General features: G+C 37.8%; 5 protein-coding genes. 3 read left to right on the top strand and 2 right to left on the bottom strand.

All coding sequences use genetic code 11. The features are described from left to right. Positions 1–12: 12 nt before the first annotated feature. A complete protein-coding gene (locus tag ES676_RS05620; RefSeq protein WP_148369213.1) occupies positions 13–945 on the bottom strand; it encodes an OmpA family protein in 933 nt (310 codons plus the stop codon). 193 nt (positions 946–1,138) lie between these two features. After that, on the bottom strand, positions 1,139–2,692 hold the full coding sequence (gene amaB, locus ES676_RS05615; RefSeq protein ID WP_148369211.1) for an L-piperidine-6-carboxylate dehydrogenase: 1,554 nt from the start codon (positions 2,690–2,692) through the stop codon (positions 1,139–1,141). Between the two features lie 274 nt (positions 2,693–2,966). Between amaB and ES676_RS05610 the strand changes: the two genes are divergently transcribed. The 3 genes from ES676_RS05610 to ES676_RS15060 form a co-directional block, all read left to right on the top strand. Next, positions 2,967–8,546 carry an Ig-like domain-containing alpha-2-macroglobulin family protein gene (locus ES676_RS05610; protein ID WP_148369209.1) on the top strand — a complete coding sequence of 1,860 codons (5,580 nt, stop codon included), beginning with the start codon at positions 2,967–2,969 and terminating at the stop codon, positions 8,544–8,546. 73 nt (positions 8,547–8,619) lie between these two features. After that, a complete protein-coding gene (pbpC, locus tag ES676_RS05605; protein WP_148369207.1) occupies positions 8,620–10,971 on the top strand; it encodes a penicillin-binding protein 1C in 2,352 nt (783 codons plus the stop codon). A 161-nt stretch (positions 10,972–11,132) separates the two neighbouring features. Beyond that, positions 11,133–16,581: choice-of-anchor L domain-containing protein (locus ES676_RS15060; protein ID WP_246130312.1), on the top strand; the 5,449-nt coding region annotated here is incomplete at its 3' end.

The raw sequence follows: 16,581 nt of genomic DNA, 5'->3' as shown, positions 1-16,581 counted from the left end.
TTTTTATGGTTTTTAGTTAATGGTTACTACTACTCTTCGGTTTTTAGAGCGCCCTTCTTCGGTATCATTACTCGCAATAGGAGCATCTGGACCTTTTGAAGAGGTTTCAATTTTAGTTTCCGAGATGAAATTATCTACAAAATAGTCTCTTATAAATCCTGCTCTTTTTAATGCTAAATCGATATTATTTTGTCGATCGCCAGTATTATCTGTATGCCCGATCACTTGTAACTGTACGTTTACAGATTTATCTATAAGTCGCGATATTTTGGCTACTTTTTCACGCTGTGCTTCAGAGAGGTTTATAGCTGTATTCCCAATGTTAAAATACAGTATTAAAGGGTCTTCTTTTATGTCCTTTTGGAGTTTATTTAATTCGTCCTTTAAGCTCGTATCGTTTTCAGCAAGTGTAGACACTACATACTTTAAAGGGCCAAAGAAAGCATTCTCTTGATTGGGCACCATATCTTCATTTAATTCTCCATAGGTGTTTATAGATCGTGAAGAAACACCTTGCGATATTAAATAGCTTTTTACAGCGTTTGCGCGCGCCAAACCTATATTCGGAAAGGCGGTAGTATTCACTTCATCGCCGCGATAGAATCCAGTAATTTCTGCCGTCTTTAAAGAATTCTCACTTAAAAAAGTTGACAATCTATCGACTTCTCGTTTTAATCCTTCAGCGACTGGTTTTAGCACTATGGCATTCGAAAATCTGAAATTAAAATTAGCCATTGACGTAAATGATACTCCACTTTTATTGTCTACCATCGAGAACTCACTTTTGGTTGCTGGTTGCACTTCTTCTTTTGCCACTATCGTCTCCGTAATTACCGGAAGCGCCTCTTCGTCGCCCAAAGTAGAACAACATAAATTATAAAACAGAAAAGTACCCAAAGCAATGGTTAGAAAAAGACCTAAGATGTACGTTGATTTTTTACTCATTTTCGCAGTTGTTTTTAAGTTACTGACTATTAAGTTATTAAAAATATTGACATAAAATCAACTATTGTTTTAATGTTTCATTAATATTCGACCAATAACACTATTACATAGGCAAACGTTTATTATAAAGCTATCATAACAAAAAACCCGCAGCTTTCGCTGCGGGTTTTTCAATATATTATGAATCTAAATACTACAAATCGAATTTAATACCTTGGGCAAGAGGTAAATCGTCAGTATAATTAATTGTATTGGTTTGGCGTCTCATATATACTTTCCAAGCATCAGACCCAGACTCACGTCCACCACCTGTATCTTTTTCACCACCAAAAGCACCACCAATCTCGGCTCCCGAAGTTCCTATGTTTACATTGGAAATACCACAATCTGATCCTTCTACAGATAAGAATGCTTCTGCTTCGCGTAAATTATTTGTCATAATTGCAGACGATAATCCTTGACCCACACCATTTTGCAAGGCTAAGGCATCGTGTACATCTCCAGAGTACTTAATTAAGTATAATACTGGTGCAAATGTTTCGTGTTGTACAATTTCGTAATCGTTTTTAGCTTCAGCAATTGCTGGTTTTACATAACAACCAGACTCGTAACCTTCACCTGAAAGCACGCCACCTTCAACCACGACGTTACCGCCTTCTTCTACTACTTTATCTAACGCAGCTTGATACATTTTTACGGCATCTTTATCGATAATTGGTCCTACGTGATTATTTTCATCTAAAGGATTCCCGATACGCAACTGCCCGTAAGCTTTTACTACAGCGTCTTTTACTTTATCGTAAATAGATTCGTGAATAATTAAGCGACGTGTAGAGGTACAACGTTGTCCTGCAGTACCAACAGCGCCAAATACAGCACCAATAACCGTCATTTTAATATCGGCATCTGGAGTCACAATAATAGCGTTGTTTCCTCCTAATTCTAATAATGATTTCCCTAAACGACCTGCTACTTCTTGAGCAACACTTTTACCCATTCTAATCGACCCTGTTGCCGAGAGTAGAGGCATACGTTTGTCTTTAGACATCATTCCACCAACCTTATGATCGCCATTAATTAGGTTACTAATTCCTTCTGGTAAACCATTTGCTTTAAAGACTTCTGCTGCTATATTTTGACAAGCGATACCACATAACGGTGTTTTCTCACTTGGTTTCCATACGCAAACATCTCCACAAACCCACGCTAATGCCGTGTTCCAAGCCCAAACTGCCACTGGAAAGTTAAAGGCAGAAATAATACCGACAACTCCCATTGGATGGTACTGCTCGTACATTCTATGTCCTGGACGTTCTGAGTGCATTGTTAACCCGTGTAATTGTCTAGATAAACCTACTGCGAAATCGCAGATATCGATCATTTCTTGAACCTCGCCTAGACCTTCTTGGTACGATTTACCCATCTCGTAAGACACTAACTTACCTAAAGCCTCTTTTTTCTCTCTTAACTTATCTCCAAATTGACGAACGATTTCACCACGTTGTGGCGCTGGCATTGTTCTCCAATCTTTAAAAGCTGAAGTTGCAGCATCCATAACTTTATTGTAATCTGCTTGAGTCGTCGCTTTTACTTTAGCAATTAATTTTCCATCTACTGGAGAATATGATTCAATAAGCTCTCCATTAGAAAAACTATTTGATCCCGTAGAGGATCCTTCATTTATGTCTTTTACACCTAATTCACTTAGTGCTTCTTTTATTCCGAAATCAGCTAAATTTGCTGCCATATTTAATTGTTTTTTACGAATTATTAAATTATCAATGCGAATATAGTAATAATTAGCCGTTTATCAGGGCATCGCTATCTTAAAAAAAACCTAAGCTTTACTTTTTAAAAAGGACGTGTTATTATTCAATTTTACACTATATTATCTCGCTTAAATTATAGCATAAAACAAATACTATCGGTTACACTACGAATTCTTGCGAGTCCAAATACAATTACTAAAAAAGTGTTTTTTATAACTCTAATTTATTTAGTTTTATAAAAAATTTTAACCAATGTCTATCAAATCCGTTTTTAGCCTCCTTCTTTACGTCCTCTTTATGTTTTCTTGTAAAAAGACACCTGTAGAAACCGATAATTTATTCAAATTTAGAGATTATATAAGCTATACAACCTCGGGTAGAGTTTCAGCTTCGAGCCCTATAAAAGTAAACTTAAGCAATCCTGTGGAAGGTTGGGAAACAGATAAAGAACTACTAACAGACGACATTTTCTCTATACAGCCACACGTGTCGGGCACATTAGTGGCCAATAATTCACGTACTTTTTCTTTTATTCCAGACGAAACTTTAGCGGCAGACACCGAATATGCCGTAACCATTTTTCTAGGAAAAATTTATAAAGAGCTCCCAGAAGAGTATAATAGTTACACGTTCCAGTTTAAAACCATCGCACCAAATTTTAGTATTGTAACAAACGAATTACAATCTTATAATGAAGAATGGCAATACCTACTGGGTGCCGTAAAATCTGCCGATTATATTGCGCTTAAGCAAGCAAAACAATTGATTGAAGCGTCGCAAAATGGTAAAAAACTAAACGTAGAATGGAATGAATTAAGCCAACCGGCAAAATATTTTGAATTTAAAATTGATAGCATACATCGCGAAATTGACGACACTAAAATAGTTTTAGAATGGAACGGAAAGGCTATTAAAGCAGATAATAACGGTGAAAACACCGTGTTAATTCCTGGTATTAATAATTTTATCATCACAAAAATTGATGTGATTCAAGAGCCGGAGCAATATTTATCGATTAACTTTTCTGATCCCTTAAAAAAACAGCAAAATTTTGATGGGTTAATTAGTATTCAAGATAGTAAAAACCCTAAATATATTGTCGATGGTAATATTCTAAAAGCCTATCCGCAGTCTAAGATTAACGGAGATTTTCAAGTGGAGGTGTTTCAAGGCATACAAAATACCGATGGTTATAAATTAAAGCAACCGTTTTCTGAATTGATTTCTTTTGAAGAGGTAAAACCCGAAGTTCGTTTAGTAAATAGCGGCGTTATTTTACCAAATTCTGAGCAGTTAAAATTTAATTTTGAGGCGATTAACTTAAAAGCTGTTGATATTCGAGTTATTAAAATCTTTGAAGATAATGTGCTTCAATTTTTACAAGACAATAATTTAAAAGACAGCAATAACTACGCGATTCGACACGTCGGCCGCCGCATTGCGAAAAAAACGATAACACTTATCGAGGACGGCCAGCCCAATCTTAGTAAATGGAAAACCTATAGCGTGGATTTATCGACATTATTTAACGCGAATCCTGGTGCCATATACCGAGTGGAAATCAGTTTTAAAAAAGACTATTCGCTTTACGATTGTAACGTGACTAATAATATAACCAATCTCGAAAATAACGAACATTATTATAACACGTCATACGACGACGACTATAATAATTACGATGAATTAAGCCCTGATGAAGAAAATCTGCGGGAAGAAAACTATTGGGACAACCTAGGCTACAGCTATCGCAACGATAGTTATAATTGGAGAGAACGCGATAACCCTTGCCACGATGCATATTACAACCAAGATAAGGTTATCGCTCAAAATCTGATTGCTTCAAACCTTGGTGTAATTGTAAAAAAAGGAGCTAATACTAATTACTTATTCGCAGTTACAAATATTTTAAATACCGACGTAGAACCCAATGCACGCGTAACACTCTATAACTTTCAGCAGCAAAAAATAACGTCAAAAAAAACAAACACAGTGGGCATAGCTTCTATCGCTACTAAAAGTCGTGCAGCCTTCGCTATTGTTACTAAAGGAAAAAATACGACTTACATTAAACTGGACGATGGAAATTCGCTATCCCTATCTAAATTTGATGTTTCGGGAAACCAGTTACAACGTGGCTTAAAAGGTTATATTTATGGCGAACGCGGCGTTTGGAGACCTGGAGATTCTATTTACTTATCGTTTATTCTCGATGATAATGCGAACGCAATACCAGAAGGGCATCCTATAAAAATGGAAGTAACCAATCCTAACGGAAAGTTAGTCTACAAAAAAATAACCGCTAATAACGTGAATAGTTTTTACACGTTTACTATACCCACAACAACCGATAGTAAAACCGGAAACTGGAATGCCAAAGTGAGCGTTGGTGGCGCTCACTTTTACAAAGCGTTAAAAGTAGAAACCGTTAAGCCCAACCGTTTAAAAATTAAGATCGATTTTACAGACGCGGTGTTAACAAGCAGCAAACCTCTTAACGGTACGTTGCAAGTAAATTGGTTGCACGGCGCAGCGGCGAAAAGTGTTAAAGCAGAAATAAAAGCGAAATTCAGTAATGCGTATCAGCCATTTCCTAACTATAAAAAGTATGCGTTTTCAGACCCTTCGAGAACTTTTTCTTCGGAAGAGCTTTCCGTATTTGAAAGTCGCGTTAATGCCGATGGATTTGCGAAAATTGAAAACTCACTTTCAGTAGGAAAAAATGCCCCCGGAATGTTAAACGTTCAATTTTTAGTGCGTGCTTTCGAGAACGGCGGCGATTTTTCAATGGATGCCTTTACTAAAAAATATGCGCCTTATAAATCATTTGTCGGTTTACAATCACCTGACGGAAAAGCGTACGGATCCTTTTTTACAGATGAAGACAAAACGTTCGATATTATAACTGTAAACAGCCAAGGAAAACCCATACAGCAAAACAATTTAGAAGTAAAAGTTTATAAGGTTGAATGGCGTTGGTGGTGGAATTCATCTGAAGATAATTTATCAAAATACACGTCCAGCTCTTACCATAAACCATTTATGGAAACGACAGTAAACACAGATGCCAAAGGAAAAGCGAGTTTTAAAATTAATGTTCCCGAAACGGAAAGCGGCCGCTATTTAATTCGTGTTTTCGATCCTAAGAACGGTCACGCCACCGGAAGAACTGCTTATTTTTATAAAAATTGGTGGTCTAAACAACCTAGCGGTGATAAGGAAGCAGCAAAAATGCTAGTTTTCGCTGCCGATAAAGAAAAATACAACGTGGGTGAAACAGCAAAAATCACTTTTCCTTCAGGGACTGCTGGCCGCGCTTTGGTCAGTATAGAAAATGGTACCGATGTTTTAGACTATAAATGGGTAGAAACTGAACACGGTGAAACAGTTGTCAATATTCCAGTAACAAAAAATATGACTCCCAATGCATTTGTAAACATCTCCTTATTACAACCTCACGCCAGCACAGCAAACGATTTACCATTACGCTTATATGGCGTTATCCCGCTTCTAGTGGAAGATAAAAACACGAAACTAGAGCCTATAATTAAAATGCCAGACGTCTTGCGCCCTAAAGAAGATTTCACGGTAACCGTCTCAGAAAAAAACAATAGAGCGATGACGTATACGATTGCGGTTGTAGAGGAAGGTTTACTCGATTTAACGCGATTTAAAACTCCAAATGCGTGGGATGCTTTTTATGCTCGCGAAGCATTAGGGGTAAAAACATGGGACATTTTCGACGCTGTTATCGGTGCTTACAGCGGTAGTATAGAACAAATTTTCGCTATTGGTGGAGATGGTAATGCCCTTGCTGGAAAAGCAAAAAAAGCCAACCGTTTTAAGCCCGTAGTTACTGTTTTAGGCCCGTTTACTTTAAAAGCTAATGACAAGAAAACGCACACGATTAAAATGCCAAATTATATTGGCGCTGTGCGTACTATGGTGGTTGCTGGAAACACAGAAATGGAAGCTTACGGAAGTGCCGATAAATCTGTAGAAGTTAAAAAGCCTTTAATGATTTTAGCAACGTTACCACGAAAATTAAGCCCGGGAGAAAAAGTAACCCTACCCGTAACGGTTTTCGCTATGGAACCACGCGTTAAGAATGTAACTTTAAAACTTAAGCTTAGCAACGGTATTGCAGTCGTTGGTGAAGCAACAAAAACGCTATCTTTTGCTAAACCAGATGAAAAAATGACGTATTTTCAATTGGACGTAAGCAAGGCAAAAGGCATTAATACTGTAGAAGTTATTGCTTCTGGAAATGGCGAAAAAGCATCTTACATTGTAGAGCTTGATGTTGTAAACCCAAACCCGATTACTTCTAAAGCATTGGATCGCACTCTAGAAAAAAGAGTTTCGGAAGAATTAAACTTTGAAACCTTTGGCGTTATAGGCTCAAATTTTGCTACAGTAGAATTTTCTACGATGCCTCCAATGGATTTCACACGACGTTTACAGTTTTTAATTCAATATCCACACGGGTGTTTAGAGCAAACAATATCGGCCGTTTTTCCGCAGTTATATTTAGAAGCTATTTTCGATTTACCTATAAAAAGAAAACAAGAACTTCACTCTAATATTAAAAGTGCGATAAAACGGTTAGGGAATTTTCAGCGTCCAAATGGAGGTATGAGCTACTGGATTGGAGAAAACTATGTTAATGATTGGAGCACAAGTTATGCCGGCCACTTTATGATTGAAGCCGAAAAGCAAGGTTATGTGTTACCAATTACTTTTAAAAACAATTGGTTAAAATATCAAAAAGAAACCGCTAGAAATTGGAGACCGAGCTATAAAACACCTAACAGCGACTTAGCACAAGCGTACAGATTATATACCTTAGCTTTAGCCGGAAGTGCCGATTTAAGTGCTATGAATAGATTAAATGAATTTACAGAGATTTCAAACGAAGCGAAATGGCGCCTAGCCGCGGCCTATGCTTTAGCAGGACAAATTGAAGCGAGTAATACCATTGCCAAAACGGCGACTATTGAATTTCAATCGCCTAAATACAACTATTACACCTATGGCTCGGCAGATAGAAATCGCGCAATGGCTCTGGAAACTATGGTGCTTACAAAAGATAAAAGAAGGCACAAATTGGCCAAATATCTCGCAAAAAACTTATCTAGCGATCGCTGGATGAGTACCCAAACAACGGCTTATAGTTTGATGGCAATGGCAAAAATGGTTACAATCAATGGCGGGAAATCGTTAGACCTACAATACACTATGAATGGTAAAACAGAAACGATTAAAACCAATAGCGCAATTGCCCAGCGTGAGTTAGCAGTTAAAGACGGCGCAAATTCTTTAAGTTTTAAAAACAACCAAGAGAACGTGGTCTATGTTCGTGTTTTAAATTCCGGTAAATTACCATTAGGCGAAGAGCACATAGAGCAACGTGGTCTGAGTGTCGATGTCGCTTATAAAGATCTAAAAGGAAATAACATTATTATTGATAATTTAAAACAAGGTGAAGATTTTATGGCGACGGTAACGGTAACTAATCTAAAAGATGAAACAGTAAACGATATTGCCTTAACCCAGATTTTTCCATCGGGATGGGAAATTGTAAACACACGTTTTACGGCTTACGGAAATAGCATTACTAGCCAAGCACGTTACACAGACATTCGTGATGATCGTGTCAATTTCTATTTCGATTTGCCTAGCAAAGGAAAATCTAAAGGCACAAAAACATTTAATGTGTTACTTAATGCCTCCTATTTAGGCACTTATTATTTACCGGGTGTTCAAGCTGAAGCAATGTACGATAATGAGTTTTTAGTTCGTGGCGCAGGAAAATGGATCTCAGTAGAAAAATAAAGAGCAAATAAAAGGACAGTGAAAAATAGCCTTTGCTTTTAAAGCAACGGCTATTTTAGTACAGACAGAATATATGAAACGCCTTATATTATATGTAAAAAGACACAAACTAAAAGCAATAGTGCTAGCACTCCTTTTAGTGTCTTATTATTTCTGTTTGCCAAGAACGCTATTTAAAGACCCTACGGCGACGGTTATTACAAGTGCATCCAATCGCTTATTAGGGGCAAAAATAGCTAGCGACGGACAATGGCGGTTTCCAAAAAGCGATAGTGTGCCCGATAAATTTAAAACGTGTATTATTGCTTTTGAAGACGCGTACTTCTATCAGCATCCCGGTTTTAATCCTGTTTCCATTGCAAAAGCACTGAGGCAGAATTTAGAATCTGGCAGTGTAAAACGTGGTGGAAGCACCTTAACACAACAGGTGATTAGACTCTCACGTAAAGGACAATCGCGGACCTATTTCGAAAAAATTAAAGAATTAATTTTAGCAACGCGATTAGAATTAAAGTATAGTAAAGAAAGTATTTTGGCCTTTTATGCCAGTTATGCTCCTTTCGGCGGAAATGTCGTAGGTATAGATGCGGCCTCTTGGCGTTATTTTAATAGGAATGCAGAAGAACTCTCGTGGGCAGAGAGCGCTACTTTAGCCGTTTTGCCAAATGCTCCTAGCTTAATTTATCCTGGAAAAAACCAAAAATTGCTTTTAAACAAAAGAAATCGACTTTTAAAGAAACTACTTAGTAATAATAGTATTGATAGTTTAACTTACAGATTATCTATCGCTGAAAGATTACCACAAAAACCTTATCCGCTGCCACGGATAGCACCACATCTCCTTCAGAAAGTAGCCAAAACACATCGTGGTGAACGTGTGCAAACAACTATTAACAGTAAATTCCAAGAGCAAACTAACGCGATTGTTTCCAAACATTATAATATATTAAAGCAAAATGAGATTTATAATATTTCAGTGTTAATTTTAGACGTTAAGACACGACAAGTACTAACCTATGTTGGTAATGCACCCACCGATAAAAAACATCAAAAAGATGTTGATATTATAGACAAACCGCGCAGCACCGGAAGCATTTTAAAACCTTTTTTATACGCGGCTGTTTTAGATGCTGGCGACTTGCTCCCCAATACCCTAATTGCTGATGTGCCCACAAACTTCGGGAATTATGTTCCGGAAAATTACAACAAAGAATTTGACGGGGTAGTGCCCGCAAAAAAAGCATTATCGCGGTCACTAAATGTACCTTCGGTCTTAATGCTTCAAGATTTTGGGTTAGATCGCTTTTACCATTATTTAAAAGCTTTGAAACTTCGGGATGTAAAATACAATGCTAACCATTATGGATTGTCTTTAATATTAGGAGGCGCAGAAAGCAATCTATGGGATTTATGTAAAAGTTATGCCAACTTATCCTCCACATTAAATCATTTCAATGCGAGCTCTTCAGAGTATTTTTCGAATGAATTTTGCGAACCTACTTTTTTAGCTTCAGAAACTATAGATTTCGGACAAAAATCGTCTGAAAAAACCCTGTTCGATGCCGCTTCTATCTATCTCACTTACGAAAGTTTAAAAGAGGTTAATCGCCCGGAAGGCAATGAGAGCTGGGAGTTTTTTGATGATTCGAAACAGATTGCTTGGAAAACAGGAACCAGTTACGGTTTTAGAGATGCCTGGGCCATTGGCACCACCAAAGATTACGTGGTTGGCGTGTGGGTTGGTAATGCGGATGGCGAGGGACGCCCCGGCTTAGTAGGTGTGCAATCTGCAGCCCCTATTCTTTTTGACGTGTTCGATGTAGTACCACAAAGCGAATGGTTTTCTACACCTTACGACGAAATGCGGGAGGTAAAGATATGTTCTAATAGCGGTTATCGCGCGTCCACTATTTGTCCGGACATTGAATTGAATTTTATTCAAATTAGCGGACTTAAAACAAGAGCTTGTCCCTATCACATTTTAATTCATTTGGATGAAAAGGAACAGTATCAAGTTAATTCTTCCTGTGAAAATTTAGACAAAATAACTCATAAATCGTGGTTTGTATTACCTCCTTTAATGGCGTATTACTACAAATCTAAAAACCCTTTCTATAAAGCTTTACCAGCGTTTCGAGAGGATTGCAACACAAATAGCGCCGCGTTTATGGAGTTTATTTACCCTAATGAATCGACAACTGTATTCCTTCCAAAAGACTTCGATGGAAACACCAATCCATTGATTTTGAAAATTGCCCATTCAAAACCAGAAACCACAATCTATTGGTATTTAGATTCCTCCTTTATTGGTATAACAAATGACATCCACGAAAAAGCGATTATTCCTGAAGAGGGACCCCATAATTTAACAGCCGTAGATGCATTCGGTAATGAAATTAACAGACACCTGGTAATAAGCTTATAAGACCTCGTATTTACACAGTGATTCAGACGGTTACTCTTCACAATAAAATTCATTTCAACGAAAAAAATTACATTACATCTATTGTTATATTTTATGTGCCACATTTAACATATCTTTAAGCCTATTTTATAAACCGTATATAAATTAAATTGTACTATATAATGAGAAAAATTACTCTTCTGTTGTTATTACTTTGTTTTGGGTTATCGCTTACTGCGCAAACTTATATTCAAGAGGATTTCAACACCAACATTCCAGCAACATGGACCATTACAGATGCCGGTTCGGCAACTGGAGACTCTTGGGCCTCGGGCTTGCAAGCAGGACAATCGTTAGACGGCACTAGTGCTGCTTTTGTAGACAGCGACAGCGCAGGCTCAGCAGTTACACTTGTTGAAACGTTGACATCACCTGCTTTTGACACTACAGGTTCTACTACACTATTTTTAGATTTCATTCAATATTTTAGAAGCGTTACTACGGAGTACACTTCGGTTGAAGTTTTTGATGGCACAAACTGGATTGAAGTTTTAAATCAAACGTCTGATGCTGGATCTTATGCCACTCCAGACCAACAAAACATCAACATTACAGCGTATTCTAATGCAAATATGCAAATCCGTTTTACGTACGATAATGATAGTGTTTGGGGTTACTACTGGATGATAGACAACGTAGAGGTTTACAATACAATATGTCCTATACCTAATGATTTTGCACTAGTTAATGCTACAGATACAGAAGCTAACCTTATATGGACTGCTGGCGGTCCTGAAACGAATTGGGAAGTTGCGGTACAAGTACCAGGAACTGGCGAACCAACCAGCAATGGTGATGCGACAACGAATAACCCTTACACAGCAACAGGCTTAACTGCCCAAACAGACTACGAGGCTTATGTAAGAGCTGATTGTGGTGGCGGTGAATTTAGTCCGTGGGTTGGCCCACTTAATTTTAGTTCAGAATGTGCTTTTTTTACAGCACCTTACACTCAAGATTTTGAAAATGTTAGTGCTATTCCTGCCTGTTGGTCTATGAGTGGTGGTGAAGATTGGACATTTAGTAATACTGCAGCCGGTAATCACATTGGTGATAACGGTATCATAACTGGTAACACTATTTCTAACGGGTATTTTGCTTGGGTAGATTCATCTGGAGCACAAGGGCCTGCAACTTTAACGACGCCTTACGTAGATGTTTCAGGCTTAACAACACCATCAATAACTTTTTTTGAAATTAGTGACAATGAAGACTTTGCAAACTCACAATTAGACGTTGAGGTTTGGGATGGTGCTGCTTGGAACTTAATGGGAACATACAATACGAACACAATTGGATGGGAAAAGAAAACCATCAATATTAGTACACTAAATATTACCGGAAACGTACAAGCGCGTTTTATTTTCTCTGAGCCTGTAACGGCTGATTATTACGATGATATTGCAATAGACGACGTTACTTTCGATGAGTTACCAAACTGTCCAAACCCTTCGACTATTTCTGCATCAAATATTACTGCAACCACTGCAGATATTGCTTGGGCTTCTAATGGTTTAGAAACAGATTGGGAAATTGCAATCCAAACTGTAGGAACAGGAACGCCTACAACCAACGGCGTTGCTACTACAACAAATCCATATTTAGCAACAGGCTTAAATCCTGCAACTAACTATGAGGTATATATTAGAGCTATTTGCGGAAGTGACAATAGTGATTGGATAGGTCCTTATAACTTCGATACGGAATGTGCATTATTTACAGCTCCTTACACTCAAAACTTTGAAAACGGTGGAGACATTCCATTATGTTGGACTATGACCGGTGGTGAGGATTGGAATTTTAGTGACAACGGTGATTTTAACCATATTGGTAACAACGGAACTCTTACTGGCAACACTGCTTCTGGTGGTTATTTTGCTTGGGCAGATGGTTCAGGTACAGATTCTCCTGCCACTTTGCTTACTCCTTTAATAGATCTTTCTACTTTAACAACTCCAGCTTTATCATTCTTCATTATTAGTGATAACGAAGGGTCTTCAAACGCACAATTAGACGTAGAAGTTTGGGATGGTGCAAACTGGATCCCTATGGATATTTATAATACCAACACTAATGGTTGGGAATTAATAACTATAGATTTAAGTGGTTTAACATTTACAGGTAGTGCTCAAGCACGTTTTATCTTCTCTGAAGTTATTGATCCTAGTGATTATTTTGATGATATTGCTATCGATGATGTAACATTCGATAATTTACCGACATGTCAATCTGTTAGTAACTTAGCATATAACAACTTATCTTTAACCTCTACTGAAGTAAGTTGGACAGAAAACGGAACAGCAACAGACTGGAACATCGAGTATGGCCCTCAAGGTTTTACTCCAGGGACAGGTACTCTTTTAAATACAACAACTAATCCTACTGTTTTATCAGGCCTTACTGCCGATACATTTTACGATTTTTACGTACAAGCAGATTGTGGAGCTACAGATGGTACTAGCATATGGATTGGTCCTGAAACATTCTTTACGGGGTATTGCGAATCTATACCGTCAACTAACGATGGTACAGGAGTTGGTAACGTAACCATTGCGACTACGGCCTTCCCTAGTTTTGGAGATGTTACGTACGAAAACCACACAACGCCTGCGGTTACTGTTTTTCAAGGTGTCAACACTAATCTTCAAATTACTTTTGAAACTGGCTATACTTACGACACCTATATCTGGATAGATTTTGATGACAACCTAGTATTCGATGCTGGAGAACTTGTTTATCAAGGAGCTTCTACAAACGGCAATCCTGCAACATTGGATGCCTCTTTTATTATGCCTGCAACAGCGCCAATAGGTCAGCACAGAATGCGTATCGTAACTGCTGATTTTATGACGACTCCAAATCCATGTTATAATGGATCTTATGGCGTAACTCTAGACTTTACTTTAGACGTGCAGATGTTATCTTGTACGCTAGCTGAAGCGACATTTACAATTGTTCCAGATTGTGATAATGATCAGATTACCGTAGATGTAGATGTAACGAGTCTTGGAGATGCATCAACGTTAACAATTTCTAACGATTTTGACGGGACAACAACAACGGTTTCTACGTTAGATGTTTTCCCTGTTGGGCCATTCCCTCTTAACCAAGATGTTAATATTTTTATAACAAACGATCAAAATACAGACTGTGTAATTAGTAGTGGCGTTCTAAACTTACCAGCATGTGCTCCAGATAACGATGATTGTATAAACGCAACACCTTTCTTAGCTAATGCAGATGATACATGTACAAATAATGTATCAGGCACTTTATTTGGTGCTACGGAATCTACCCAAGCAAACGATTGTGGAGGTACGACAAACGATGACGTTTGGTTTAGCTTTGAAGCTCTTTCTACAGACCACGCCGTTGATGTTAGTAACATTCAGGGATCATTCTTTATTAATTACGGAGTTTATGAAGGTACAGATTGTAGTGCTTTAACAAATATAGATTGTGGGTTCACTGACACATTAATTGTAAACAACCTTACTATTGGTGACACCTATTATATTAGAGTAAATTCTAATTCAGACGAAGACTATCAAGACATCACATTCGATTTATGTGTCTATAGTGTTCCACCTGCTATTATAGTAGATGATACTACGTACACGGTAGATCAATTAGTTGAAGATGTTTTAATAAACTCTCCATGTTCTACAGTGTCTAACATTACGTGGTCTACAGGAACAGATTTTGGAGACGTAAATGGTATTGGATACTTCGAAGCGAACGGGTCTTCTTTCCCTTTTGAAAGTGGAATTATGATGACTACAGGAAACGTATTAGATGCAGCTGGTCCTGAAACAGGAACCATCGCAGGAGGAACATCTCTTTGGCCTGGGGATACAGATTTAGAGAATGAAATACCTAATGTTTCAAGTAATAATGCCTCTATAATAGAATTTGATTTCGTACCGTTAATAGACGAAATGTCATTCGACTTTATTTTTGCTGCTGAAGAATATGGAACATTCCAATGTGGGTATTCTGATGCTTTTGCTTTCTTATTAACAGATACGGTTACAGGAGTAACAACAAACATCGCAGTGGTTCCAGGAACGACTACACCTATATCAGTATTTACAATTAGAGATAATGCTTACAACGGAAATTGTTCTTCGGAAAATCCAGCATTGTTTGGCGAATTCTATGGTGGTGCTGGTTTGCCTCCTATTACAAGTCCTACTAACTTTGTAGGAAGAACGGTACCTATTACGGCGTTTTCTACTGTAGTGCCTAACCGTCAATACCATATTAAATTGGTTATTGCCGATGACGGTGATACATCGCATGATTCAGCGGTTTTCTTTGCAGCGAGTAGTTTCCAAATTGGAGAAGTAGATCTAGGGGCAGATATTTTATTAGCAGACGGTAATGCTAACTGTGAAGGTGACGCTGTTACTTTAGATGTCGGTGTACCTGTGCCAGCTAACACTGTAGTGACTTGGTATACTTTAGCTGATGGTATTCAAGAACCTATTGCCGGAGAAGACGGACCAACAGTAGAGGTGACTGAAACAGGAGTATATATTGTAGAGCTTGTTTTTAACAATAACTTTTCTTGTTTTGCTTCAGATCAAATTATAGTGGAGTTCTTCCCTAACCCAATTGCTAACGACTCACCCATCATTTATGGTTGTGATTCTAGTAATGATGCTATAGCAACATTCAATTTAACAGTTAATGACGCTATTATTATAGGAACGCAAACAGACATTGTATTAAGCTATTACTTAACAGAACAAAACGCAATAGACCAAATAGACCCTATTACAACGCCAACAGCTTACGATTCTACAGCAACAACTATTTATGTTTCTGCCGAAGACACAGCAACGGGTTGTACAGGAGTAGGTTCATTTGAAATCGATTTAGCACCTAAACCTGTATTAACACAGCCGCAAGATGTTCAAGGTTGTGATGATGATGGCGATGGTTATTCACTATTTAATTTAACGGTTAACGAAGCAAGTATTATTACTAACGCTTCAGATTATATCTTTACATACCACATCACTTTAGCTGATGCTGAAACAAATACCGATGCTATTCTTGACCCTACAGCATTTGATTCAAATCCAACGACTGTATATGTAAGAGTGGAGGATGCGACTTCAGGTTGTTTTGAAACAACTACTTTAGGTTTAATTCTTGCCGATGCACCAGAGACTACTTTCGACTCTAATAATGTTTACGAAGTATGTCCTAATGCCTCTAGCCCTATTACGGTAACTGCTACAGGTGTTAATTACAACGCTTCGGAAGTATCAGTTACATGGTATAACGAAGGTGTATTAATTCCAGGAGCGAACAGTTTAGCTTTAAGTACAGTATTAACGCAAGGAACATATACTGTAGAAGTTTCATTCATCGCGTCTGGTTGTACTGCTAGCGAAGACGTAGAAGTTTACGAGTTAGAAAATTGTATTATTCCACAAGGTATATCGCCAAACGGAGATAATAAAAACGATTTTTTCGACTTAAGTAGTTTCGATGTACAAAGCTTAGAAATCTTTAATAGATATGGGACCAAAGTATATTCTAGAGCAAACTATACTAACG

Origin of the sequence: Bizionia saleffrena (genome assembly GCF_008086175.1) — a bacterium.
GTDB classification, from domain to species: Bacteria; Bacteroidota; Bacteroidia; order Flavobacteriales; family Flavobacteriaceae; genus Bizionia; species Bizionia saleffrena.
This window is presented reverse-complemented; position numbering and strand designations above follow the sequence as displayed.

Bases quoted from the DNA above. Each gene is read 5' to 3' on its own strand.
- pbpC (WP_148369207.1), top strand. From the start codon at position 8,620: ATGAAACGCCTTATATTATATGTAAAAAGACACAAACTAAAAGCAATA.
- ES676_RS05610 (WP_148369209.1), top strand. From the start codon at position 2,967: ATGTCTATCAAATCCGTTTTTAGCCTCCTTCTTTACGTCCTCTTTATG.
- amaB (WP_148369211.1), bottom strand. From the start codon at position 2,692: ATGGCAGCAAATTTAGCTGATTTCGGAATAAAAGAAGCACTAAGTGAA.
- ES676_RS05620 (WP_148369213.1), bottom strand. From the start codon at position 945: ATGAGTAAAAAATCAACGTACATCTTAGGTCTTTTTCTAACCATTGCT.